General features: G+C 63.0%; 19 protein-coding genes and 1 tRNA gene. 16 read left to right on the top strand and 4 right to left on the bottom strand.

Annotation, left to right across the window (positions count from 1 at the left end; translation table 11 throughout):
• Positions 1-2 precede the first annotated feature (2 nt).
• Positions 3-677 carry an OmpA family protein gene (locus tag ABFD52_05255; GenBank protein MEN6560164.1) on the bottom strand — a complete coding sequence of 225 codons (675 nt, stop codon included), beginning with the start codon at positions 675-677 and terminating at the stop codon, positions 3-5.
• A 79-nt stretch (positions 678-756) separates the two neighbouring features.
• Positions 757-2,079 (bottom strand): M20 family metallopeptidase, encoded by a 1,323-nt coding sequence (locus ABFD52_05250; GenBank protein MEN6560163.1) that lies wholly within the window; start codon positions 2,077-2,079, stop codon positions 757-759.
• 399 nt (positions 2,080-2,478) lie between these two features.
• On the opposite strand from ABFD52_05250, the gene guaA reads away from it, so the two are divergent.
• The 4 genes from guaA (at position 2,479) to ABFD52_05230 (ending at position 6,015) form a co-directional block, all read left to right on the top strand.
• Positions 2,479-3,411: a glutamine-hydrolyzing GMP synthase gene (gene guaA / locus ABFD52_05245; protein ID MEN6560162.1), complete on the top strand. Its 933-nt coding sequence runs from the start codon at positions 2,479-2,481 to the stop codon at positions 3,409-3,411.
• A 44-nt stretch (positions 3,412-3,455) separates the two neighbouring features.
• Entirely contained in the window at positions 3,456-5,195 is a 1,740-nt protein-coding gene (locus ABFD52_05240; protein ID MEN6560161.1) for a hypothetical protein, read from the top strand.
• A 10-nt stretch (positions 5,196-5,205) separates the two neighbouring features.
• The gene (locus tag ABFD52_05235; protein MEN6560160.1) at positions 5,206-5,901 is read left to right on the top strand and encodes a hypothetical protein; all 696 of its coding nucleotides are present in this window, start codon (positions 5,206-5,208) and stop codon (positions 5,899-5,901) included.
• A 38-nt stretch (positions 5,902-5,939) separates the two neighbouring features.
• Positions 5,940-6,015 (top strand) — tRNA-Glu (locus ABFD52_05230).
• Between the two features lie 157 nt (positions 6,016-6,172).
• Here ABFD52_05230 and ABFD52_05225 read toward each other — a convergent pair.
• Complete coding sequence (locus tag ABFD52_05225; protein MEN6560159.1) at positions 6,173-6,316, bottom strand: hypothetical protein; 144 nt, start codon at positions 6,314-6,316, stop codon at positions 6,173-6,175.
• Positions 6,317-6,537: 221 nt separating this feature from the next.
• Here ABFD52_05225 and ABFD52_05220 point away from each other — a divergent pair, with 221 nt between their 5' ends.
• The 3 genes from ABFD52_05220 (at position 6,538) to ABFD52_05210 (ending at position 9,238) form a co-directional block, all read left to right on the top strand.
• Positions 6,538-7,653: a hypothetical protein gene (locus ABFD52_05220; protein MEN6560158.1), complete on the top strand. Its 1,116-nt coding sequence runs from the start codon at positions 6,538-6,540 to the stop codon at positions 7,651-7,653.
• 27 nt (positions 7,654-7,680) lie between these two features.
• Positions 7,681-7,872, top strand: a complete 192-nt coding sequence (locus ABFD52_05215) for a DUF2158 domain-containing protein (protein MEN6560157.1) — start codon at positions 7,681-7,683, stop codon at positions 7,870-7,872.
• A gap of 133 nt (positions 7,873-8,005) precedes the next feature.
• The gene (locus tag ABFD52_05210; GenBank protein ID MEN6560156.1) at positions 8,006-9,238 is read left to right on the top strand and encodes a hypothetical protein; all 1,233 of its coding nucleotides are present in this window, start codon (positions 8,006-8,008) and stop codon (positions 9,236-9,238) included.
• A 669-nt stretch (positions 9,239-9,907) separates the two neighbouring features.
• Here ABFD52_05210 and ABFD52_05205 read toward each other — a convergent pair.
• On the bottom strand, positions 9,908-11,587 hold the full coding sequence (locus ABFD52_05205) for a S41 family peptidase (GenBank protein ID MEN6560155.1): 1,680 nt from the start codon (positions 11,585-11,587) through the stop codon (positions 9,908-9,910).
• A gap of 259 nt (positions 11,588-11,846) precedes the next feature.
• On the opposite strand from ABFD52_05205, the gene ABFD52_05200 reads away from it, so the two are divergent.
• From ABFD52_05200 to ABFD52_05160, 9 genes are all read left to right on the top strand, one after another.
• Complete coding sequence (locus ABFD52_05200) at positions 11,847-13,028, top strand: hypothetical protein (protein MEN6560154.1); 1,182 nt, start codon at positions 11,847-11,849, stop codon at positions 13,026-13,028.
• Positions 13,029-13,090: 62 nt separating this feature from the next.
• Positions 13,091-14,944, top strand: coding sequence for a retroviral-like aspartic protease family protein (locus ABFD52_05195; protein MEN6560153.1), 1,854 nt, complete (start codon positions 13,091-13,093; stop codon positions 14,942-14,944).
• A gap of 33 nt (positions 14,945-14,977) precedes the next feature.
• The gene (locus tag ABFD52_05190; GenBank protein ID MEN6560152.1) at positions 14,978-16,090 is read left to right on the top strand and encodes a metallophosphoesterase; all 1,113 of its coding nucleotides are present in this window, start codon (positions 14,978-14,980) and stop codon (positions 16,088-16,090) included.
• A 42-nt stretch (positions 16,091-16,132) separates the two neighbouring features.
• Entirely contained in the window at positions 16,133-17,425 is a 1,293-nt protein-coding gene (locus ABFD52_05185; GenBank protein MEN6560151.1) for a pentapeptide repeat-containing protein, read from the top strand.
• A gap of 2 nt (positions 17,426-17,427) precedes the next feature.
• Positions 17,428-18,591 carry a galactokinase gene (gene galK / locus ABFD52_05180; protein MEN6560150.1) on the top strand — a complete coding sequence of 388 codons (1,164 nt, stop codon included), beginning with the start codon at positions 17,428-17,430 and terminating at the stop codon, positions 18,589-18,591.
• Between the two features lie 60 nt (positions 18,592-18,651).
• A complete protein-coding gene (locus ABFD52_05175) occupies positions 18,652-19,905 on the top strand; it encodes a hypothetical protein (protein ID MEN6560149.1) in 1,254 nt (417 codons plus the stop codon).
• A gap of 61 nt (positions 19,906-19,966) precedes the next feature.
• Positions 19,967-20,920: an alpha/beta hydrolase gene (locus ABFD52_05170; GenBank protein MEN6560148.1), complete on the top strand. Its 954-nt coding sequence runs from the start codon at positions 19,967-19,969 to the stop codon at positions 20,918-20,920.
• Between the two features lie 550 nt (positions 20,921-21,470).
• On the top strand, positions 21,471-22,592 hold the full coding sequence (locus tag ABFD52_05165; GenBank protein ID MEN6560147.1) for a beta-propeller fold lactonase family protein: 1,122 nt from the start codon (positions 21,471-21,473) through the stop codon (positions 22,590-22,592).
• A gap of 377 nt (positions 22,593-22,969) precedes the next feature.
• Positions 22,970-23,359 (top strand): S16 family serine protease, encoded by a 390-nt coding sequence (locus tag ABFD52_05160; protein MEN6560146.1) that lies wholly within the window; start codon positions 22,970-22,972, stop codon positions 23,357-23,359.
• The last annotated feature ends 21 nt before the right edge of the window (positions 23,360-23,380 follow it).

Genomic DNA, 23,380 nt, shown 5'->3' with positions numbered 1-23,380 from the left:
GCTCAGGCCGCGCCCTTGACCGATGCCTGGGCGATCTTTTTCATCTTGTCGTTGGCCATGATGGCCAGGTCGACGCGCCGGTTCTGCTGGCGCCCGTCGACCGTGGCGTTGTCGCCGATGGGCTGGTCGGGGCCGTAGCCCTGGACGGTGAAGCGGGACGACAGGACGTTGCGGGTCGCCAGGTAGGCGGCCACCGCCTTGGCCCGGTTCTCGGAAAGGGGCATGTTGATCTCGCGGGTGCCGGTCGAATCGGTGTGCCCCTCGATCAGGATGTTCGTGTCGGGGTACTTGTTGAGGATGACCGCCAGCCTGGTCAGGTTATCCTGGCTGGCGGCGCGGAGGTCGTGCTTGCCGGTGTCGAACATCAGGCCCGAGTCGAAGGTGATCTTGATGGCCTCGCCGACCCGCTCGACCCTGGCGCCCTGGAGGTCCCGGCGCATCTCGGCGGCCTGCTTGTCCATCTGCCGGCCGATGTAGGCCCCGGCCGCGCCGCCCACCGCCGCGCCGGCGATGGCGCCGAGGAGGGTGTTCCCGGCGATCTTGCCGACGATGCCGCCGACGACCGCGCCGCCGGCCGCGCCGATGGTGGCGCCCTTGGCCGTCTTGCTCCAGCTGGCGCAGCCGAAGCTCACGAGCGTCAGGCTGAAGACGAGGAAGGCAACGAGGGTTCTTTTCATGGTCGATCCTCCTGTTTTTGCCGGGCGGCGACGGCCGCCAACCCTAGTTTAGCCGTCCGGGCCCGGCGGTTCAACCCGGCTATTTGGTCCTGGGCGCCCTGGCGGCCCTGGCCTGGTGGTCGAGGATGATGTTGGCCATGAGATCGACGCCGATGGGGATGGCGGCCTCGTCGGCCATGAAGGTGGGGGAGTGGAGGGCCGTGGACTCCCGGTCCGCCGGCACCACGCCCAGGTTGAACATGACCGCCGGGGCGATCGCCCCGTAGGCGCTGAAATCCTCGCCGCCCATCTCGGGCTTCTGCTCGACCAGGGCGTCCCTGGAGCCCAGGACGCGCCCGGCCACGGCCAGGGCCTCGCGGACCAGGGCCGGATCGTTGTAGACCGACGGCGTCCCGAATTCGTAAGCCAGGTCGTACTTCGCCCCGGCGGCCTGGCAGATCCCGGCGATGACCCGTGTGATCTTGTCCCGCAGGACCTTGCGCCGGTCGTCGCCGTAATTGCGGACCGTGGCCTCCAGCCGGGCCGAGCGGGGGATGATGTTGGGGGCCGAGCCGGCGTGGAAGGAGCCTACGGTGATCACGGTGTTGTCCTCGACGTTCGTCTCCCGGGACACGACGGCCTGCAGGGCGGTGACGATCTGGGCCCCGACCAGGATCGGATCGACGCACAGCCAGGGCGCGGCCCCGTGGCAGCCCTGCGACTCGATCTCGAGGGTGAAGCCGTCGACGTTGGCCGACATGAACCCCGAGACGTAGCCGAGGCGGCCGGCCTTCTGCGTGTCGTCGACATGGTAGGCGTAGAAGGCCTGGGGAACGATATCCCGGAAGGCCCCGTCGGCGACCATCATCGAGGCCCCGCCGCAGCACTCCTCGGCCGGCTGGGCCACGAAGACGACCGTGCCGGGCAGGTCGGCCTGGACGGCCGCGAGGACGGCGGCCACGCCGAGCAGGACGGTCGTGTGGATGTCGTGGCCGCAGGCATGCATGAGGCCGGTCTCCCGGCCGCCGACGACGGCCGTGGCCTTCGAGGCGAAGGGCAGGCCGGTCTCCTCCGTGATCGGCAGGGCGTCCATGTCGCCCCGCAAGGCCGCGACCGGACCGGGCTTGCCGCCCCTGAGGATGCCGATAACGCCCGTCTTGGCGTAGCCGGTCCGGACCTCGAGGCCGAGCTTGCGGAAATAGTCGGCCACGATGCCGGAGGTGCGCGTCTCCTGGAGGCCGAGCTCGGGATGGCCGTGGATGTCCTCGCGGATGGCGACGAGCTCGGGCGCGAGCTTGGCGGCGAGCGCCTGGACTTTCTTCTCGAGGGGCGTCGAAGGATAGGCGGCCGGCCGCAGCGGCGCGGCGGCGGCCAGCACAACGGCCAGGACGACGAGCGGAACGGCGACGGGACGGCGGGTCATGGATTCCTCCTCGGTGATCATGGAAGGCTATGGTAGCCGAAATGGGGGAGCGGATGCAAAGGGCGCCGGAGACAGACTCCCGCCTCTCGGGAGGCGGGAGCGACATCGAGGAGGAGGAGAAAGGGCAAGGAGGGCCTGGAGAGGAATCCCCGTATCCTGCCCCATTTTTTCGCAATAGCCTTGGATGGGGCCCTCCTTGCGATGGGCCGATTCTCCCAGGGCCGGGTCTGGCGGTCAATCGCCGCCCGCGGCGGTCTCCGAGGTGAATCGGCCCCGACGCGGGGGTGAGGCCGGCCTCCGGAGGGGGTCAAGCCCGGCCCTCGCCCGACGCTAAAAAATCTAGGCCCGGCCCCTCTTTTTTTGATATGATGGGGCATCCAAATTATGGAGGCCAGCCCCATGAATGTGAAGAAGTTCATCGAAAACCAGGTCGAGGAGATCAAGAAGACCGTTGGCAACGGCAAGGCCATCTCGGCCCTGTCCGGCGGCGTCGACAGCTCCGCCTGCACGGTCCTGGCCCACCGGGCCCTCGGCCCGCAGCTCAAGTCCGTCTTCATCGACCACGGCCTGATGCGCGCCGGCGAGCCCGCGGAGATCGCCAAGATCTTCGGCGACCTCGGCATCCACGTCGACATCGCCGACAAGAAGAAGGAATATTTCGCCGCCCTCAAGGGCAAGGCCGATCCCGAGGAGAAGCGCAAAGCTTTCCGCTACGCCTTTTACAGCTCCTTCGGCCAGGAGGTCCTGAAGAGCAAGGCCCGCTTCCTCATCCAGGGCACCATCGCCGCGGACATCATCGAGACCCAGAAGGGCTTCAAGACCCAGCACAACATCCTCGAGCAGATCGGCATCGATCCCGAGGAAGGCTTCGGCTTCAAGGTCGTCGAGCCGCTCAAGGAGCTCTTCAAGCACGAGGTCCGCCTCGTCGCCAAGGAGCTCGGCCTGCCCGAATCGATCTGGAACCGCATGCCCTTCCCCGGCCCGGCCCTGGCCACGCGCATCATCGGCGAGGTGACGCCCGAGAAAGTCGCCCTGGTCCGCGCCGCCACGGTCATCGTCGAGGAAGAGGTGGCCGCCCACAAGCCCTTCCAGGCCTTCGCCGTCCTCCTCGAGGACAAGGGCACCGGCATCGTCGGCGGCCAGCGCTCGTTCGGGAACATAGTCATCGTCCGTTCCGTCGAGAGCAAGGACGCGATGACGGCCGAGCCGTCGCCCCTGCCCTGGGCGACGCTGATGAAGATCTCGAAGAGGATCACGACCGAGCTGCCCGAGGTCACGCGCGTCGCCTACGAGCTGACCTCGAAGCCGCCGGCCACGATCGAATACATCTGACGGCGGGCCGGCCGCGCGCCGTCCGCAGGAGAGGGAGGGAGATCATGCCGTTCGTCGGAAAGGCCAGTCCTGGCGCGCCCACCCTGGGCGTATTCGTTCCCTGCGACCCGCGTGTCGACGAGGACTCGCGGACGCGGGCCTTCAACATCGGGAGAATGACGGCCGGGCTGCTGGCCAAGCGCCTGCGCCTGCCCGACGGCTCCGCCCCCAATGTCTTCGTCTGCTCCAAGCTGGTCGACAGCGAGAGCACGGCCGACGCCGGGGCGCGCGAGATGAAGGCGGCCGGCGTCGAAGCCGTCATCATGACCCCCGATACCTGGTTCTTCCCGGGCAAGACGGCCATGGCCCTGACCGCCCACTTCCCCCCGACGATCCCGCTGGCCTGCGTCGGCGGCAACAACGCCCCCAAGCCCGGCGTCGTCGGCATCGACGCCCTGGTCGGCGCCTACGCCCAGACGGGCCGGCTCTGCCCCATGGTCATCGGCAACATGCCCGAGACCGGGCTCAATCCGGAGTTCGACGCCCGGACGAAGGACGAGGTCGTGGACCTGGCCTACGCCGTGCTCGCCCGCGTCGCCCTCCGGGGCCGCCGCTTCGTGTCCATCGACACCGACTCCATGCAGATGGAGACGGCCCTCAACCACGTCCACGCCGTCCGGCGCATCTTCGGCCTGGAGAGCACGCGCGAGTCCATGAAGCTCTTCGCCGACATGCTCCGCAAGAAGGGCGGCTACGATCCCGAGGAGCTCAAGGCCCTGCGCGACTGGGCCGTCAACGTCAAGTTCAAGGACCGCATCTTCGCCGACACCGAGGAGATCGTCCGGACCGGGCGCGACATCTATACCGCCAAGGCCAAGGCCCCGGCCCTGACCGCGGCCGACAGGGCCAAGCTCGACGAGGGCCTGGCCCTCTACCTCATCATCCGCAACTACATGCGCGACCTGAACGCCGTCGCCGGCGGCTGGACGAACCAATTGGCCTGGGGCTCGGACCGCCGGGGCCTGCCGATGACCACGGCCGACATCGCCGAGACGCTCTTCAACTCGAGCGAGGACCACACCGGGCGGAAGGCGGTCGTCCCGTTCGCCACGGAGAACGACAACCAGGGCCTGATGACGATGATCGCCTACTGCTACCTCTCCGGCGGCCGGCCGACGCTGTTCATGGACTTCCGCAAGGTTTACGAGCCCTGGGAAGTCGGGGCCAATGCCAGGGCCCTCGGCCTGGATCTGAAGGCCTGCGCCGGCGAGCCCTGGATGGAGCGCGGCTTCATCGAAGGCAACAACTCCGGCGCCGCGTCGCTGGACTATGCCGACAAGTGGTTCCTGTTCAAGGCGGTCGAGTTCTATTTCCCCGGCCTGGGCTTCTCCGTGGGCTACCTTTCGCCCAAGGGCCTCAAGGGCCTGGCGGGCCGCCTCGGCTATTCGGATCTCACCGGCCTATACACCATGGTCCAGGACGAGGTCCAGTCGATCGAGCTCCCCGCGCCCCTGGCCGAGCGGATCTGCCACGCCTCGGATTACACCTGGCCGCACACTTTCCTGACCTTCGACCACGTCCCGGCGAACCAGGCCAAGATGGGCGTGCCGGCCAATCACATCCACATGGTCATGGACCTGCCGCGCCGGCGCTGGCAGCACTTCTCCGACTACGCCAACATCCTCAACTATCGCTGGGAGAACGCGCCCGAGTTCGTCGAGGGCCTGGACCGGCCCGTGCCCATGCTCTACCGCCTCAACGGCGGCGAGACGGCGGCCAAGATGCTCCTGGCCGGGCGGCGATAGGAGACCGATGATGGACGGCAGCGCGACTCGTTCGGTCGGCCGGCTCGGGTTCCGGGCCGCGGTCCTGGCCGCGGTCTTCAGCCTGGCCTACGTCGTCGCCCAGCTCGCCGAATGGCTCGGCATCCTGGGATCGAAGGGCGGCCCGGAGAGCCCAAGCACGGCGAAGGGCCTCATCCTGCTCCTGACGCCGTCGCTGCTGCTGGCCTTCGCCTTCGTCGTGACGATGGTCTGCGTCCATCATTGCGCGCCGAAGGCCCGGAAGGTCTGGAGCCATGTCGGGATCGCCTTCGCCACGGCCTACGCCTCGCTCATCGGCATCGTCTACTTCACCCAGCTGACGATCGTCGTGCCCCATCTCCTGCGGGGGGAGACGGCGGGGATCGAGTTCCTGCTCTTCAAGCCCTTCGATTCCTTCCTCTACGCGGTCGACATACTCGGCTACAGCTTCATGAGCCTTTCGACCCTGTTCGCGGCGGCCGTCTTCGCCGGAGGCCGGCTCGAGCGGACGACCCGGCTATTTCTCGCCGCCAACGGGCTCCTCGTCCCCTTCCTGGCCTTCCAGATGTACGTCCATCCCCTGATCTGGATCGCCAGCCTGTGGGCGGTGACGTTCCCCGGCGCGATGATCTGCCTGGCGCTTGTCTTCAAGCGCCTTCCGAAGGAAGACGCCCCGGCGGCGGCCGGAAACGGCCCCGTTCGCGGTTGACACCCCGGGGGGATTCTGCTATTTTTATTGCCCCTTGCGGGGCCATCGTCTAGAGGCCCAGGACAGGTGGTTCTCAGCCATCAGACCGGGGTTCGAATCCCCGTGGCCCTGCCAAGTCTGACAAGTTATAACCCCTTCGCCCAACAAGGCCAACGCGGCGAAGGGCTCTTTCCAGAACATATGGAGTTCCCCGCCTCTGATGACTGCCCGGTCGATGAGGACATTGAGGATTTCGACCTTGCGGTCGATGTCGGCGGCCATCTCGCGAAGCCTATATATCAGGGTGCTTGCCGATCTCCTCGAGCGTCTTGCGATTGTCCCAGTATTCATCGTGCAGCCAGATCCTCAAGTTCTGCTCAGTTTTGAAGGCCGCAAGCTTGGGGGATGGCGCTGTGATCAACTTTTCGTTCCTCATTCGGGCCTCCACGAAGTTATTTATGCCACGAAATTACACGGATGTAATGGTTATATTTGGCCCTCGGGCGGGGAGATCTTGCCAGGCCTTGCCCTTGGCTGGGTAAGGGGCAGAAAGCGTGCCAAGTGGTGAGAGAAGGGCAGAGGAAGGGCGGTTTCAAAGCGCTTGACAAGATATATGGAGCGTCTTAGCATCAATCTAATAGCTTAAGGAGGATGGGCATGAACCTTGAACGATTCAATTCCATAATGTGGGATGTAGTCGGCGATAATGAAAAACTGAATCTCATCCCACTTCTTCAGGCCTTCCACAGAACATTCTCTCAAAATATCACTCAGCCAAACCAGCCGAATGCCGACGCCTTTAAAAAGGCCGATCAGGCTTTAAAGGATGTGTTAAAGACAAGTTCGTGTAATAGTTTTTCTCCCAGCCAGAAAGCCTTCCTCGATTCAATAAAGGCAACTGACTTTGTCGGGGACAATCTCGTGCTAAAGCTCGAACACATTATTGAAACCAATATATCAATGCCTGGGCAAGCGATAACCGAAGTACAAAAGCACGTTGAGAATACTATCAAATTTTATAACCAGGCTAAGATTATTAAAGACACACTGGAGGACATGGAGATTTATTGTGATTTTACCCGTGAAAATGAGTATGAAGTGGGCATACTCTTTCCTTCTGGCCTCTTTAATAACAATCTTGACGGGCTGCAAAAAGAGATCGTTAAACTCAACAGGCATATGAAGACCTTCGGCCTTCTTGCGGCCAATGATGCATCGAGCCCTACAATCCGGGCGGTCTCCAACGATAGTCTTGATGTTTTCTTGAATGCTTTACCGGATGTTGCGAACTGCATTGTCGACGCAATAAAGGATATCGTATTACTCTATCTGGCCATACTCCAGATTAAGAAATATCGACTCGAACTGAAAGAAAAGAAGGTTCCTGCTAAAGTCCTCGCGCCCATAGAAACATATGAAAAGGAGCGCGTATCAGAAGATCTCGAAAAGATTGCCGACAAATTAATCAAAGATTATGGGAAGAAGACTGAAAAAACGAAGGATCCAGAACTCAGAATCGCTCTTCTTGGGGCGCTTAACTATCTTATTAAGCGGCTAGACCAGGGTGTTGATTTTGAAGTTACGCCTCCTGCTGAATTTGCAGAACCAAAAGTCGATGCGTCGGAAAAGGACGTGCAAGAACAACAAAAGAAAAGAGAGGACGCCCTAAGATTAAGAGAACGTGCTGCAATAATAAGAGAACTCCCGCCACGCGAGAAGCCGATCCTTTGTCTGACCGAACCAGACGAGCCGGAAGAAAAGAGTAAACAATAAACGGCTACGGCCTAAAAGGAGAAAGAAATGCGAAGTATCAAGGAAGGCGATGTTGTTATATTGAAGTCAGGCGGCTTGCCGATGACAGTTAAGACTATCGACATTTTCAATAACAAAGAAGGAGCTCTTTGCGAGTGGTTTTCGAAAGATAACAAACTCGAGAGAGCAGTTTTCTTGGAGCATCAACTCGAACTCGTTAAATCAAGTGCTGATAAATAAACGGGCATCTGAAACCGTGGTGCAGGCCCACTCCGAGGCGTTTGATAACTGTGCCAAGTGCATCGGAGGGAGCAGAAGGTAGTCTTTTTCGTTTGCGTTTTCCGACGATTCGAATCTCGTAAGGGGTCGAATAATGAATGAAGAAGATACGCAGTATGCAAAAAAGAAACTACTAATTGACCTGATTAATTGTGAGGCAGCCCAAATCGAATCAGAACGAAAGCGGCCCGGGTGGTCGTCTTGGGCTTTTCTCGGTGCGCTCGCAACTCTCACTTGGCTCCTAATCAAACAGGCGCCCTACAAGAATATTGACTGGCTGCAGATCGGACTCGTGTATTTGACTATCGTTCTAACAGTTGATTTCGCAAAAGGCCTTCCACTTTTATTTTCTCGACAGCACAATAATCCTCTCAAGGAGCCAAGGTTCAGATATGGTTTGGGCGGAGGGAGTGCAAACTTTACCCACTTTGTATATCTTCTTCATACATTACTCCAACTTTTTATAGCCATTTGCTTATTTCGAATTATTCCATTGATTTCAGAGATATCTACTTTAGTGCTATTGGGTTTTTATACAATCGTCTTTATTTTGGCGATGAGGCTCGGTTATCGAGATATTCCTCAGCCCAGAAGGCCATTGGGAAGGAAAGGAACGCATATTGCTGCAATAATTATGTTGTTTTACTTTGTATCAGCGCTTGGATGCTGGATTGCATTGATCAATAACATAAACACATACGATTCGCAAAACATCAAGGTGGCTGTTATATTGGCACTCATCTCTTATGTCCTGATTCTGTTGGGAGATTTGGAGGCCGGTTCGCCAATATTACCTTCGCTCATATCGATCAGACGTGATTTAATCCTCGACAAGATAGAGATCGGCCAAGCAACCCGTCAAATCGACATAGCCCTATCCGGCCTTAAGGTCGAAGATATCCTTCAGGAATACGTAGGAAAATTGCTGGATTGCTTCGAAATGATTAATCATCATTTTAAACAATTGATGCAGATAGGCGAGGCAATAGAGAATCTGGAATCAGAATTGAAGACCACTTTAGATAAAGAAAAGATTAATAGTCTCAACAGGGCTATCGAGGCCCTGGAAAGTGAACGCACTAAATATTCAGGGAATGCCGCATCCTTAAAAGATAGATTTACCGAGGCTTGGAATAACTACAAAACGAAGGCTGGCCAACTCATCAAGGCTGATAGGCGGGCAGAATTGGCGATTAATGAAGTTTCAAAAAAGGTTGAAATGGCAAGAGAGGAAACCTTAGTGTTGTTTAAAACATATGAACGTAATATGCTAAGACGCATAGCGGAACTAAAAGCAGGGCTTACGGCCCCTGGAATTAAATCATAATATTTCCTCGAATATCCCCGCACCCAATAAAAAGGCCGGCCCCCATGGGCCGGCTTAAGCCTCGTGCAGGCTAGGCTTACTGGATCTTCCCCTTCCGCGGCGCTTCCATCTTGAACTCGCCATCGGGGCCTATCGTCGGTCGGTCGACGCAGATGCTCGAGTCGCTTTTGCCCTTCCCTTTCCGCTCGATGCCGAGGATGTTGACGAACTCGGAGACCCTCGACCCGCTGATTTAGAGCTCCTTCCCCACGGCCTCGAACGACTTTCCCTGGCCGAGTTCCTTCTTCAGGAATTCCCTCAGCCCGCCGTAAGTATTGCACAGCGATCTTCGGATAGCCGGCCCGCGCCCTGATCGGCATGGAGGCGCCGAATTTCCCCTCGAACTTCTTGCCGGAGCCCGTTGCCTTGCCTTGCGCCGCCGGCCACCACGTCATGGGCGGCTTCGGGAGATCGACAAAACATTTTTGCTATAGCCCAGCCTCATGCCGAGGGGTCGGGACCTTTGGCATAGATCTCCCTGAAATTCGGCCAGGAGCCTTATCCTGTCGGCGATGGAGTTGTGTGCGAGGTACTTGACGAGGGCGATTAGTACTTTGTTCCATAAGCCCTGCTTCGATACTTATCCTGATATCGTTCTTCAGCTGGGCGGGAGATCGTGGATCTTATCGGTTAAGGCCGGCGCTCTGCTCTTTTTAGCCGGCTTTTTCCGATCTCCGCCGCGGCCCTTTCAAGAACGGTGTCTTTGCCGGCCCGGAAGTCGGCGACCGTGGGATGAACCTCGATCTGCGGCCGGACACCCACTCCCACGAACTCCCTGCCGTCGGCATAGGCGTCATGCTTGGAACAAACAAGCCCCCCGCCGCCGCCCGGAAGCTTGAAGTAGAGGGGATTGCCGGTGCTGCCGCCGCTCGGCTCGCCCATGATCGTGCCCCGTCCGCTCTGGTCGAAGGCGACGAGAAAGTCCTCGGCCGCGGAGAAGGTCCGGGCGCTCGCGAGGACGACCACCCGCCCGGCGTAATGATGGTCCGGGTCGACCGGCACCCTCTCGGCCGCTTCCGTGTACATGCGGTCGGGGCGGCCCCAGGACCGGAAGGCCGGCTTGTAGTCCCGGGTCGACCAGCGGGAGCCGATAAACGGTTCCTCGGCCAGGGCGGCCATGATCCTGTACCCGACGTTGGTGTTGCCGCCGCCGTTTTGCCTCAGGTCGAGGATCAGGGCGTCGGAGGCGGCGATTTCCTTGAAGCTCTTGAAGAACTCGTCGGCTGTCGCATCGTCCTGGAAGCTGTTCAGGGCGACATAGGCGATGTTCCCCGGCAGCGCGCGGAATTCAAAGGGCTTCGGGTTCGGGACCGGCGCGAGCCTGGTCAGCTCCGGCAGCGGGAGGCGCCGGACGGTCCGCTCGATCGTTCGACCGTCTTCCGTCTCCAGGGTCAGCTGGACCGGTTCGGAGAACGATCCCATCAGCAGGGACCTCTCATAGGCCAGGATGTCCAAATACTGCGGCGTCGAAGAGGATAGACGCGGCATGACGTATTTCTCCGCGTACGAACGCGCCGCCAGACCGTTGATCTCGACGATCTCCATGCCCCTGGTCAAGCCCTGCTTTCCGATCTCGGGGTCCCAGAGCCCGCTCACAAGGACCCGGCCCTCGACGAGACGGGTTTGAAGGCCCGGTCGCCCGGCCCATGTCGTCCAGTATGCCTGGGGCAGGATGATATTGGTGTGGCCGTCCTGGAGCTTCGCGCAGAGCTCCTGGAGGACATGATAATACTCGGCCGTGGAGCGGGCGGCCCGCACCTTCGGGATGAAGCTGATGTAGAGCGCGTCCCAGTCCAGGGCGGCCAGCTTCTCGGGGAAGGCGAAATTATACTTGACCTCGGACCAGAACCTGGACAGGCCCGCGATGCGGAGGTCTTCCGGCAGCTCGGCGGCGTAGGGAACGCTCCAGGCGGGCGAGCTCCACATGGCCTGTGCGTATCGGCCGTTCTTCTCGAAGATCGCCAGGGCCGGCTCCCAGCGCGGGTCGGTCCGGAGCGATTCGAGGTCGGCGTCCTTCCGGGCATGGCCGGCGTTGTCCCAGCCGAGCTGCCCGGCCATGTCCAGGAAGGCGAAGGCCCTGTCCTTATTGCCGATAAGGGCGTAACAGCAGGCCGCGCCGTAGGCGGCGTCGGCGTCGTTGGAACCGGCGGCGATGGCCTTTCCGTAGAGGGCTGCGGCCTCCGCATACCGCTTCTGGTTATAGGCCGCGCCCGCTTTCTGGACGAATTCATCGGGGCTCTGGGCCAGGACGGCCGGAGCCACCGAGGCGAAGATAAGCAGCGCGGCAAGGACCGCCGCGTGTCTTCTCATGTGGGGATCCTCCTCAAAACAGCAAATGCTCTGGATAATCTTTCCTCATGTTCATATCAAAAAGGCCGCGGATATGGAAGGGCCATGATCGCTTCACGCTCGGATTCGTTCCCGGAAGGCCCTCTTCCTATGTCCACGATCGAACTTGAAGGAAGGATGGCATGGTCCCGTTGGCGCCAATATGTCGTTCAATGGAACATTCCTTGACGAGTAGCTGTTATTTTTGCAGAATGATGTTCCGTCTATCAGGGGAGGAGAAGTGAAACGTTCAGCGCTTATCGTTGCGCTCTCTCTATGGACGTCGGCCGCGGCGACGGCCTGCAGGCCGGGAAATCCGGGCGATGCCTCGAAATTCACCGTCGAGATCATCGACGGGATCAAGTACGTCCATAATCACGCCCCGCAGGTCGAGGCCTCGTCCTCCCCGCGGCTGGAGCTCCTGGGGAAGATCGGCGCTCTCGAAGGCCGCGAGGACAAGGATGTTCTCTATGATCCGGCCGACGCGGCGCGGCTTCCCAACGGGGATATCCTCGTTCTCGAAAGGGGAGGATGCGCCGTCAAGCGCTTCAACGAGCGTTACGAGCTCGTTTCGTCCTTCGGGAGGAAAGGCCTCGGACCGGGCGATCTCGTTTCGCCGTACCTGATGAGGCTGAACCCCGCAGGGGACCTGATCTACATCGCGGACAGCAGGATATCCAGGTTCCGGACCGACGGGACTTTTGTGGACAGCTTCAGGCCGGTCGAGGCCGGGGCGACGAACGGCAGCAGCATCACCGAGGATTTCCGAACCTCGGGCCTGGCCGTCCTCTCGTCGGGCCGGGTCGTCCTGCCGGGCGACGCGTCCGTCTGGTCCGAACCAAGGCAACGCCATCTTCTGTCCGTCTATGACCAGGGCGGGTCGGTCGCGCGCGCGTTCGGCGAGATCAGGCCCTATGACAATGTGGAGATGTCGCTGAACGCCAACGTGGTCCATTTTGCGGCGGGCGCGGGCGACGACTGCTTTGTCGCCTACGCCCACCAGAACCGGATCGATCGGTATTCGGCGGAAGGAACGCTGCGCCTCTCGGCCGACAGGCCCTTGCCCTATGAGATCAAGAACGTCATGAGGGACACGCTGTTCGCAAGCGGCTCCGTGCAGCATGTGTTTTCCTGGCCCTCGGTCACTTCGGTCGCCGGGGGCGCGGCCATTGACGGGAAGAACCGGCTCTGGGTGCTGACCTTCCTCCTCCAGCCCGACAAGTTCGGGAGATTCCCCGGCGTCGACGATTGGAGCCGGTGCTATCGGTTCGATGTCTTCGACGCCGACGGCCTGCTGATGTTCAGCGTCCCGGCCCCGGAAAGCCGTTTCAACGGCTTCTCCATAACCGGCGACAGAATGTATCTTATAGATTCCATTCATGAATCATGCGTCTACGAATTCCTGATCGCCGGCGGAAAATAGCCCTCCGAAATCCGCCTCCGGCCCCCGACTAAACTATTTCAGGGAAAAACAGGGGTCCAGCCATGAAATGCCGACGCTGCAAGACAGATAATCCCGAGACCTCCAGATACTGCTCGGCCTGCGGGGCGCTCCTGACGGGCTCCCTGGTCAAGCCGAAGAGGTCCGTCCACTGGGCCGTGTTGGCCGTTGCCGGCGCGGCCGTCCTGCTGGTCGCGGCCTATTTCCTGCTGCCCGGACTCCGGCCATCGGCGCGTCCGGCCGCACCCGCCGCCCCCGCGGCGGGGGAGAAGGCCCCGGCGGCCGGCGCTCCGGCCGGGGCCGCTTCCGCCGCCCGAGAACCCGAACCGGCGTCGTCTTCCGCGTCCCTCGCCGCCGCCCGCTTCGTTCTCGACGAAGCCGCCCGGGGCGCCCCGACGGTCCTCGAAGGCGCGCTCTTTGACGGCGCCTGGGCTGCCCTTCCGCTCTGGACGTTCCTCGGGTCCCGCGCCCCCCGTCTCGAAAGCCCCGGCCCCTCCGGGCTCGCTCCGGCTCTGGCCGACTGGACCGACCCGGATCCTCTCGTCCTCTGCCTCTTCGACCTCGGCCCGGGCCTCGAGACGCCCGAGCTGGACCCGTACGACGGTTCGGCCGTCCTCGAATGGCGTCCCCTGAGCGGGGCCCGGACCTCGCTCGCCGTCGAGCCCGGCCCCCTCGAACGGGCGGGCTCGTTCCAGGCCTTCGCCCTCTTCCGGGAGATAGACGGTCCCGGCGCGCTCTTCCAGCAGGGCCGGATCGTCGGCTGGACCTTCGGCGGCGGGACCTCCCGCGGCTATCTCTGGGCCCCGATCGACGGCGCCGCGCCGAAAGGCACTGTCCCGCCCGCCCAGCTCGCCTCGACCGTGCGGCCGGGCTCGCGCGAGGGGGCGTTCGTCCAGGCCTTGTCCCTTCCCGGGGGGACCTCGGACGAGATCCGGCTCGGGGCCCTCGCGGCCGGCTTCCGCGGCCGGGCCCTGCTCCGGAACGAGGACCTGCCGACCTTCCTGAAACCGGCCGCGATCGCCGCCTTCATGTCGTCCCTGACCTCGTCCCTGGTCAAGCAGGGGCAGTCCGCCGAAGCCGCGCGGATCCTCGCCCCGGACCTCCTTGCCGCCGCGGCCGATATCCCCCTGATCGCGGCCGCGGCGGGCGCCTATAACGAGGCCCGCGGCTTCGACGCCGCCCACCGGCTCCTCGCCGACCTCCGCCGCGATCCGAACCTGCGGGACGCCCCGGCCGCGGGCTCGCTCGACGGCGTCGAGGTCGATCTGGCCAAGTCGTCCCTCCACAAGATCCTCAACGAGCGCGGCTCCGGCGGCCTCGAGATCTTCGACGCGGTCGTCCGGCTGGCGCCTGCCGATCTCGAGCTTCGCCTGCTCGGGGCCGAGGCCGCCGTCCTGGAGAAGAAATGGGTCCGGGCCGAGGATCTCCTGCGCGACGGGAAGCCCTACCCGGACGAGTTCGCGGACAAGGTCCGGACCCTCGAGCGCCTCGCCGAGGAGGGGCGCCGCGACGAGGACTCGGTCACCATCCGCTTCACCCCGGGCGACAAGCTCATCCCCGTCTACGCCTACCTCAACAAGAAGCACCGGCAGAAGTTCTTCATCGACACCGGCGCCACGACGACCATCATCCCGCTGGCGGCCGCGGCGGCGCTGGAGATCCGCATCGACAACCGCACGCCCGTCGTCGGCATCCAGGGCGTGGCCGGCGGCGATCTGGCCTACCAGGTCGACCTCGACTCCGTGGAGGTCGAGGGCCTGACGGTCTTCAACGTCAAGGCCATCGTCTACGACCTGGGCGAAGAGGAGAACGCCGGGCTGCTGGGCAACGATTTCCTCTCGCACTTCCAGGTCGACCTCGACAGCGTCAAGGGCGTGCTCAAGCTGCGCAAGAAGTGACTGGGCCCGGCTAAGCGGTTATAATAGCCGAGCGTGTACCTCCAGAACGAAATGCTGCTGGCCTCGCCGTTCGTCCTCTACGCCTGCCTGCGGGTCCGGTCGCTCATCGGCCCGCGGCGGCTGAAGAACCTCTGGACCGCGGCCTTCCTCGTCATCGCCGTCGCGTATCCCGCGGCCGAGACGCTGTCCCACGGCCGGAAGACCGCCTGGTCCGAGGCCGTCGTCCTCGCCGGCTATTACGCCCTGCCGCTCCTGCTCTATATCGTCATGGCCGTGGCCGCGGTCGACCTGGCCGCCGGCCTGCTGCGGCTCAGCGGCGTCGCCTCGCGGGAGGCCATGCGCTCCCGGCGGTCCAGGAACTGGCGCCTGGCCGTTTCGCTGGCCGTCCCGGTCCTCGTCGTCGCCCTGGGAGCGGTCAACTTCCGGGTCCTCCGGGTCAAGGACTACCGGATCGAGGTCCCCCGGCGCTCCGCGCCGCCACGGGAGCTTGTCGTCGTCTTCATGGCCGACCTCCATTTCCGGGACCTGACCTCGGACCGCCTTCTGAAAGAGCTCGCGGCCAAGGTCAATGCCCGTAGGCCCGACCTCATCCTGATCGGCGGCGACGTGCTCGAAGGCGACCGGCAGGACCAGGACACGGGCCGCTTTGAACGGGCCCTCCGCGGCCTGGTCTCGACGTACGGCACGTACGGCGTCCCCGGCAACCACGAGCGGTACAACCGGGCGGGGGAGAAGGGCTTTTTCGACCGGGCCGGCGTCCGGCTCCTCCGGGACGAGGCCGTGACCATAGACGATGCGCTGACCCTGGCCGGGAGGGATGACTCCGGCTCGGGCGTCCGGGCCTCCGCGGCCCGCCTGTTGGCCGGCGCCCGTCGCGACCTTCCGGTCGTCCTGCTCGCCCATCGGCCCAACGGTTTTGACAAGGCCAGGGCCGCCGGCGTCGACCTCCAGCTCTCCGGCCACACGCACGCCGGCCAGATCTTTCCGGTCGATGTCCTGACCCGCCGCCAGTTCGACCTGAACTGGGGCCGCCTCGACAGGGGCGGGGCCCATCTGATCGTCACCAGCGGCGTCCAGGGCTGGGGGCCCCCGGTCCGGACCGCCGGGGCCTCCGAGATCGTCGTCATCCGCCTGATCCTCAGATAGGGCCGGTTGACACGGGCGGGGGGTCCTCCTAGAATTAAGCCGATGGCGGACGCGGGGCACATCGAACTCGTCCGGGACCGTCTGGAGCGCTGGAACGACTGGCGCCGGAAGAACACCCGGATCATACCAGATCTCTCTGGCGCCGATCTGTCCGAGATCGATCTCGCCGGGGCCAACCTGGCCCGGGCCGACCTGACCGCGGCCCGCCTGTCGGGGACGAACCTGAGCGGGGCCAATCTCTCCCGGGCCAGGCTCTTTCGCGCCGACCTGTCCCAGGCGGACCTCAGCCGGGCCAACCTCTTCAAGACCAACCTCTGCCAGGCCGACCTGGGCGGGGCCAACCTCAACCGGGCCGACCTGACCTCGGCCTTGCTCATCCGGGCCAACCTCAGCGGGGCCAGCCTGCTCGACGCCTGCCTCAACGACGCCAATCTCGGCCAGGCTTCGCTCTTCCGGAGCCGGCTGGACAAGGCCGTTCTCCGGCGAACCTCCTTCTTCAAGTCCGACCTGACCGGGGCCGACTTCACCGGGGCGGACCTGGCCGGCGCCAATTTCCAGGAAGCGGTGCTCGAGGAGACCTCTCTCGTCCGGGCCAACGCCGCCGGCGCCAACCTCTGCTTCGCGACGCTGCTGCGGGCCAACCTGGAGGGCGCGGTGCTGGACAACTGCGCCGTCTACGGCGCCTCGCTCTGGGAGGTCCGCACCGAGGGGGCCAGCCAGCGCGACCTGGACATCATGCCGGCCCAGCAGCCGGTCCTCTCGGTCGACAGCCTCCAGACGGCCCAGCTCGTCGGCATGCTCCTCCATCACCGTCAGGCGCGCGACGAGGTCTTCGCCGTCACCCTGAACACGGCTCTTGTCATCGGCCGCTTCCCGGGGGAGCGGAAAGCCGTGCTCGCGGCCGTCAAGGAGGCCCCTCCGGAAGGGCGGCTACTCGCCCCTGGTCCTGGACTTCGACTTGCCCGGTTCGGGCGACAAGAACGAGATCGTCAAGACCCTGGGCGCCATGTCCCGGTTCATCGTCGCCGACCTGAGCGGCGACCGGCGCATCGCCGAGACCCTGGACGCGGTCGTCCATTTCCTGCCGTCCATCCCCATCCAGCCGATCGGCCAGGCGGACGCGGCGCCGGGCGCGGGCCGGCACTTTCCCAAGTACCGCTGGGTCCTGCCCTTCTGGCGCTTCCGCGATCCGTCCGACCTGGCCGCCCGGTTCGGGCCGGACGTCCTGGCCCCGGCCGAGCAGAAGGCGGCCGAGATCCGCCAGAAGATGAGCTTCGGCGTCTAGGCCCTTCCCTCACGTTCCGTCTCGTGATAGACTCCGGCCGGAAGGAGTGATCATGAACGCCCTGGTCCCGGTCATCGCCGACAGGTTCCGCAGGCAGTTCCCGGGCCGGCCCCTTCTCGTCGTCTCCCCCGGCCGGGTCAACCTAATCGGCGAGCACACCGACTACAACGAGGGCTTCGTCATGCCCGGCGCCACGGACAAGGCGGTCGTCTTCGCCGTCGGCCCCCGCGCCGACGGGCTCTGCCACTTCGTCTCCCGCGATTTCGACCAGGAGTTCCGCTGCGAGCTCGGCCAGTTCTATCGCTCGCCCCTGCGCTGGCCAGACTATCTCCAGGGGGTCATGGACCAGCTCGTCAAGGCCGGCCACCGCGTCGGCGGCATCAGCTGCGTGTTCGGCGGCGACATCCCCATCGGCGCGGGCATGTCCTCGTCGGCCGCGATCGAGGGCGGCCTGGCTTTCGCCGTCGACGCCCTGTTCGGGCTCGGGCTCTCCAAGCTGGACCTGGTCAAGCTGGCCCAGAGGGCCGAGAACGAGTTCGTCGGCGTCCGCTGCGGCATCATGGACCAGTTCATCAACATCCACGGCCGTGAGAGGAGCGTCCTCAAGCTCGATTGCCGCTCGCTCACCTTCGATTACCTGCCCTTCGAGCGGGACGACCTCCGGGTGGTCGTGGCCGATACCATGGTCCGGCGCGAGCTGGCCTCGTCGGAGTACAACGTCCGCCGCGGCCAGTGCGAGGCCGGGGTCAACGCCCTCCGGGCATACGACCCGTCCATCCGCTCCCTGCGCGACGTCACCCTGGACCTGCTCCGCGACCACCGCTCCGAGCTCGACCCCGTCGTCTTCCGCCGCTGCGAATACGTCGTCCGCGAGAACATCCGCGTCGGGGAGGCCGCGGCGGCCCTGGCCCGTAACGATTTCGCCGTTTTCGGCGGGCTGATGAACCTGTCGCACGCCGGGCTGCGCGACGACTACGAGGTCTCGTCGCCCGAGCTCGACGCGCTGGTCGAGGCGGCGCGCCGGGTGCCGGGCGTCCTGGGCTCGCGGATGATGGGGGCCGGCTTCGGCGGCTGCACCATCAGCCTGGTCGAGGCGGGCGCCGTTGCCGAGTTCGAGGCCCGGGTCGGCAGGGACTACGAGGCCGCGGCGGGGAAGGCACCCAAGATCCATGTCGTCCGGATCGAGGCCGGGACCCACGCCGTCGACCTCGCTTGACGGGCGGGCCCGGCGCTCTTCACTTTTCCCCCGGAAACGCGGATAATGGCGCAATATCCCATGAGCCGAAAACACGTCGCTTCGCTCGCGTCGCGGGGGACGTTCGCCGTCCTCCTGGTCCTGGCACTGTCCGTCCTGTCCGGATGCGGGCAGGACTCCGCGCAGACGCCTCCGGCCGGCTTGCTTCTGCCCACGACGGGCCAGGACCAGGCTCCGGCCCCGGCCCAGGCCGCGGCCGCGGCTGATCCGGCGCTCAGCCGGCTTTTTTCCCGCATCGCCGGACTGCCGGACCGGACGCCGGCCGCGGCGCCCTGGATGGGGGAGTCCGCCTGGAATTCCTTCGCCGAGCTGGTCGGCGGGCATTGGGCGGATTTCGACAGGTCGGTCCTCGGGCCGATGAAGATCTGGGCGGAGGTCGATCTCAAGGAGGCCCGGGAGGACACGCGGACCGTGTTCTATCCGTTCGGCGGGCCCGATTTCGTCACCTCCGACGTCCTTTACCCCGGGGTGGGCGAGACCATCCTGATGGGCCTCGAGCCGGTCGGCAACCTGCCCGACTTCGACCGGGCCTCGGCCAAGTGGCGGGACGCCTTTTTCGCCGATCTCGGCGAGCTCGTCTCCGGCTTTCTCGAGCGAGGCTATTTCATCACCCGCGAGATGAACGACATCTACACGCGCAGCAAGGTGGACGGGGCCTTGCCGGTCATCGCCTTCTTCATGGGCCGGGCCGGCTACGACATCGTCGAGGTCAAGCGCCTGCTGCCGAGCGCGGACGGAGGCTGGGCCGAAACCCCTTATGGGAAGATGACCGCCCGGCCGCACCGCCCCTACGGGATCAGGATCGCCTACCTCAAGCCGGGGGACGCTGCCGCCCGGAACGTCTATTACTTCTGCTGCGACGTCGAGAACAAGGCCTTCCGGACCGAGACGCCCCTCTACCGCTTCTTCGCCGGGCTCGGCCGCGTGACCACCTTCGTCAAGTCGGGCTCCTATCTCCTGCATTGGGGGGATTTCTCGACGCTGAGGACGTTCATCCTGGACCGGAGCCTGTATGTGCTCCAGGACGACACGGCCGTGCCGTACCGCTATTTCGTGGAGAGCGGCTGGAACGTCCGCCTGTTCGGCCGGTACGGGAAGCCCGTCAAGGACTTCACCAACGTGGAGCAGGCGGACCTGCGGCAGGCCTACGAGAATCCCGCGACCGGCGTCGCGCCCTTGCCCTTCCACTTCGGCTACCACTGGAAGTCGCAGATCGACAACCTGCTCCTGGCCAAGCGCCCGCACGGCGACGACAAAACGCCGCCAGCCAAGTGAGGCGGGGGACCGGACAGCGTTGCGCTCGCGATATATCGGCGCCTGACGGCGCGGTTGCGGCATGGAGCGTACGGGGAATTCGTTCAGACAGGTCGCCAAGCGGGTCTCCCGCGTTCTCCTGATCCTTGCCCTCGCGGTCGTCGCCGTCGCTTACGTCTCCTTCCGCCGCGACCTGGGCGCGGCGCGCGGCCGGCTCGCCCGCATCCCCACGCGGATCTATTCGTCGAAGTACGGCGACATCGAATATCTTCTTGTCGGCCAGGGGCCGACGGTGCTGATCTCGCACGGCGTGACGGGCGGCGTCGACCAGGGCCTGTCGCTGACCGACGAGTTCGGGACATTCCCGAAAGGGTGCCGCTTTCTTTACGTTTCCCGGTTCGGCTACCTGAGGTCCTCGATACCGGCCAACGCTTCCTCCCGCCTGCAGGCAGCGGCTTATCGAGAGTTGGCCGATCACCTCGGGATCGACAAGGTCTTCGTCTTCGGCAACTCCGGCGGCGGCCCCTCGGCCATGTGGTTCGCCGTCGACTACCCGGAGCGGACCAAAGGCCTGATCCTGCTATCCTCGGCGGTCCCCGGCGCCCGGATCGCCTCGACGCCGCCGCTCGTCTTCAGATACGACTTCGCCTACTGGCTCGCCGTCAAGATGCTGCCAGGGACCCTGATCAGGATCTTCGTGCCGGAAGGATTCCTGTTGACGCGGGAGGAGAAGGACTTCCTCGTCGCCAATGTCTTCGAACACGCCTTGCCTATCTCGGAACGCAGCGAGGGGATCATGTTCGACAACCGGATCTCGACGCCCACGGTCGGCGAGATCCCGTTCGAGCGGATCACGGCGCCGACGCTCATCCTGCACGCTGCGGACGACCCCGCGCCGCCGATCGAAGGCGCGCGCCAGGTGGCCCGCCGCATACCAAACAGCCGTCTCGTCGTCCTGGATGGCGGCCACTTCCTGCTGCGCCATGGGCCCGAGATCCTGAGCAGGACGGGCGAGTTCGTGAACAAGTACGACTGACCGTCAGTCGGGAAGCCGGCCGACGTCATACTCCTTCGGTTGACGGTGGACGAATCAGTTGCCCGGAACCTGGCTTCCCGATTCGGCGAGCGAAAACTGTTCGTCGAGCCCATTCATGAAGTCAAATTCAGAAGGTAGCAGTGGCCATTCCCAGAGCCAGATACGTTCCAGCACAGACGAGCGTTCCGACGCAAACGAATTACGGTTTCGGACTGAAAACGAAGAGAGAGTCGTGTCCTATCGCAAATCGTTGAATTCTCGGGATAAAGGCGAGAAGGAGAACTGGCTGGGAAGCAAGGATTCGAACCTTGATTGCATGATCCTTGACATCGACTCAAATAGCGCCCAATATCGGCTCTAGGGGGTGTATATCGAGAGCCGTAGCCTTTGGAGTTTTAGGGAGAACCCTCTCCCGACAATGCGCTTGATGACTTTTCATGAGGTCCTGGCCGGCTATTCGTTATCGCCTGGGCCGCATGAACGGCGAGCGAGGAAAGGGATATATAACGGGCTGGGGCTCGGGCATCTTTCCAAAAAAGGGGGTTTTGCCATGAAAGCATATTGGGGACGGGCTCTCGGATTGGGATTATTGGCGGTATGCATCGCGGCCTGCAGTGCCGGAGGGGACGGCGACCACAATCCTCCGACCACGGTCTACAAGTACTACGCTTACGTGGCGAATTATTTTTCTGACACTATCTCCGCCTTTACTATCAATGCTACTTCGGGGGCATTGTCAACCGTGGCCGGCTCGCCTTTTACCGCGGGAGGGTTGCCCCGTTCTGTCGCCGTCGCCCCTTCCCGCAAATTCGCCTACGTGGTGAATGCTAGCTCTGACACTGTCTCCGCCTTTACCATCAATGCTGCCACGGGCGCATTGACAGCCATAGCCGGCTCGCCTTTTGACGTGGGCCATTGGCCCATATCAGTCGCGGTCGACCCTTCTGGTAAGTTCGCCTACGTGGTGAATGCAAATTCTAACGATGTCTACGCCTTTACCGTCAATGCTACTACGGGCGCGCTGACGGCCGTGGCCGGCTCGCCTTTTGTCATGGGGAATAGGCCCGTATCTGTCGCGGTCGACCCTTCCGGTAAGTTCGCGTACATTGCGAATTTGGATTCTAACTATGTCTCCGCCTTTGCCATCGATGCTGCCACGGGTGCGCTGACGGCCGTGGCCGGCTCGCCGTTTGTCGCGGGGGATGGGCCCGTATCTGTCGCGGTCGATCCTTCTGGCAAATTTGCCTACGTGGCAAATTATGGTTCTGACAATGTCTCCGCCTTTACCATCAATGCTGCCACGGGTGCGCTGACAGAAGCGGCCGGCTCGCCGTTTAGTACGGGCACTTTGCCCATATCTGTCGCGGTCGACCCTTCTGGCAAGTTCGTCTACGTGGCGGATGAAGATACCAACGATGTCTCCGCCTTTGCCATCAATGCTACTGCGGGTGCGCTGACGGCCGTACCCGGCTCGCCTTTTGTCGCGGGGGATGAGCCCGTATCCGTCGCGGTCGACCCTTCCGGCAAGTTCGCTTATGTTGCGAATTTGAGTTCTGGCAATGTCTCCGCCTTTGCCATCAACGCTACGACGGGGGCATTGTCAACCGTGGCCGGCTCGCCGTTCGCTACGGGCTCACCCGCTGCGATTGCAATTATCCGCATAGAACAATAGGCCCGGTGACGGAAAAGGATCCCGCTCCAGCCCTCTGTTCTTTTTGATCATATAGAGGAAAAAGGAGCGCGCCCGGGATGACTCGAACACCCGACCCGCTGATTCGTAATGGCGGCGATCCTCCCGAATGTGCGTGTTGTGGAAAACGTAGGATTGAATTTCTTACGATTGACATATTGAGGGAGGAAGAAGAAAGGACCATGCTACGGAACGAGGTGCGAACAACCTTAGCCTCTGGCTCAGAACTCTCAAGTTCCCGAAAGGTTTGAGTACCATCAGACATCCTTCACATACCGCGATCATGAAACCGCCGAGGAAAGATATATAGGTATCCCCGAGGAGGGTGGTCGGGCACTTATACCAACAGATCCGCTCGCGTGGGATGCATATATGCGGCATCTGTTAGTAGCGAGCGAAAGGTCGGCATCTTCCGGAACGAGGTAGGTACATCGTCAGGTTCCGGCAAGTTGAAGACCGCACGCGGCGTGGAAGGCTCTATTCGAGAGTGCCTATCGAGAGCGTATGGCTTTCTTCAATGGCATTTCGTGCAACTCGGTCTTGGGGCAGCCTTCAATTCGACGGACCTACATGTCGAGGTAATTGACTTACTTGGGAATCGAATTGCTTGTGAAGCTGGGCTTGCGATCTTTGTGGCTATGGTATCTGCTTTGAGGAAGGGGCCGGCTCTTGCAGGCCTAGTGGTCCTGGGAGACCTCAGTATTCAGGGCAACAATAAGCCAGTGACCGCGCTTGCTGAACCACTCTAGATAGCTATGGAAAACGGAGCC

It is taken from the genome of Acidobacteriota bacterium (genome assembly GCA_039683095.1).
Taxonomy (GTDB): Bacteria; Acidobacteriota; Aminicenantia; order Aminicenantales; family Saccharicenantaceae; genus RBG-16-66-30.
Note: the sequence above shows the minus strand (reverse complement) of the source record. Positions and strands in the feature narration are given on the sequence as shown.

Coding starts and splice junctions, on each gene's coding strand:
- ABFD52_05165 (MEN6560147.1), top strand. CDS start 21,471: ATGAAAGCATATTGGGGACGGGCTCTCGGATTGGGATTATTGGCGGTA.
- ABFD52_05170 (MEN6560148.1), top strand. CDS start 19,967: ATGGAGCGTACGGGGAATTCGTTCAGACAGGTCGCCAAGCGGGTCTCC.
- ABFD52_05210 (MEN6560156.1), top strand. CDS start 8,006: ATGAATGAAGAAGATACGCAGTATGCAAAAAAGAAACTACTAATTGAC.
- ABFD52_05250 (MEN6560163.1), bottom strand. CDS start 2,079: ATGACCCGCCGTCCCGTCGCCGTTCCGCTCGTCGTCCTGGCCGTTGTG.
- ABFD52_05185 (MEN6560151.1), top strand. CDS start 16,133: ATGGCGGACGCGGGGCACATCGAACTCGTCCGGGACCGTCTGGAGCGC.
- guaA (MEN6560162.1), top strand. CDS start 2,479: ATGAATGTGAAGAAGTTCATCGAAAACCAGGTCGAGGAGATCAAGAAG.
- ABFD52_05255 (MEN6560164.1), bottom strand. CDS start 677: ATGAAAAGAACCCTCGTTGCCTTCCTCGTCTTCAGCCTGACGCTCGTG.
- ABFD52_05215 (MEN6560157.1), top strand. CDS start 7,681: ATGCGAAGTATCAAGGAAGGCGATGTTGTTATATTGAAGTCAGGCGGC.
- ABFD52_05235 (MEN6560160.1), top strand. CDS start 5,206: ATGGACGGCAGCGCGACTCGTTCGGTCGGCCGGCTCGGGTTCCGGGCC.
- ABFD52_05225 (MEN6560159.1), bottom strand. CDS start 6,316: ATGAGGAACGAAAAGTTGATCACAGCGCCATCCCCCAAGCTTGCGGCC.
- ABFD52_05220 (MEN6560158.1), top strand. CDS start 6,538: ATGAACCTTGAACGATTCAATTCCATAATGTGGGATGTAGTCGGCGAT.
- galK (MEN6560150.1), top strand. CDS start 17,428: ATGAACGCCCTGGTCCCGGTCATCGCCGACAGGTTCCGCAGGCAGTTC.
- ABFD52_05205 (MEN6560155.1), bottom strand. CDS start 11,587: ATGAGAAGACACGCGGCGGTCCTTGCCGCGCTGCTTATCTTCGCCTCG.
- ABFD52_05175 (MEN6560149.1), top strand. CDS start 18,652: ATGAGCCGAAAACACGTCGCTTCGCTCGCGTCGCGGGGGACGTTCGCC.
- ABFD52_05240 (MEN6560161.1), top strand. CDS start 3,456: ATGCCGTTCGTCGGAAAGGCCAGTCCTGGCGCGCCCACCCTGGGCGTA.
- ABFD52_05195 (MEN6560153.1), top strand. CDS start 13,091: ATGAAATGCCGACGCTGCAAGACAGATAATCCCGAGACCTCCAGATAC.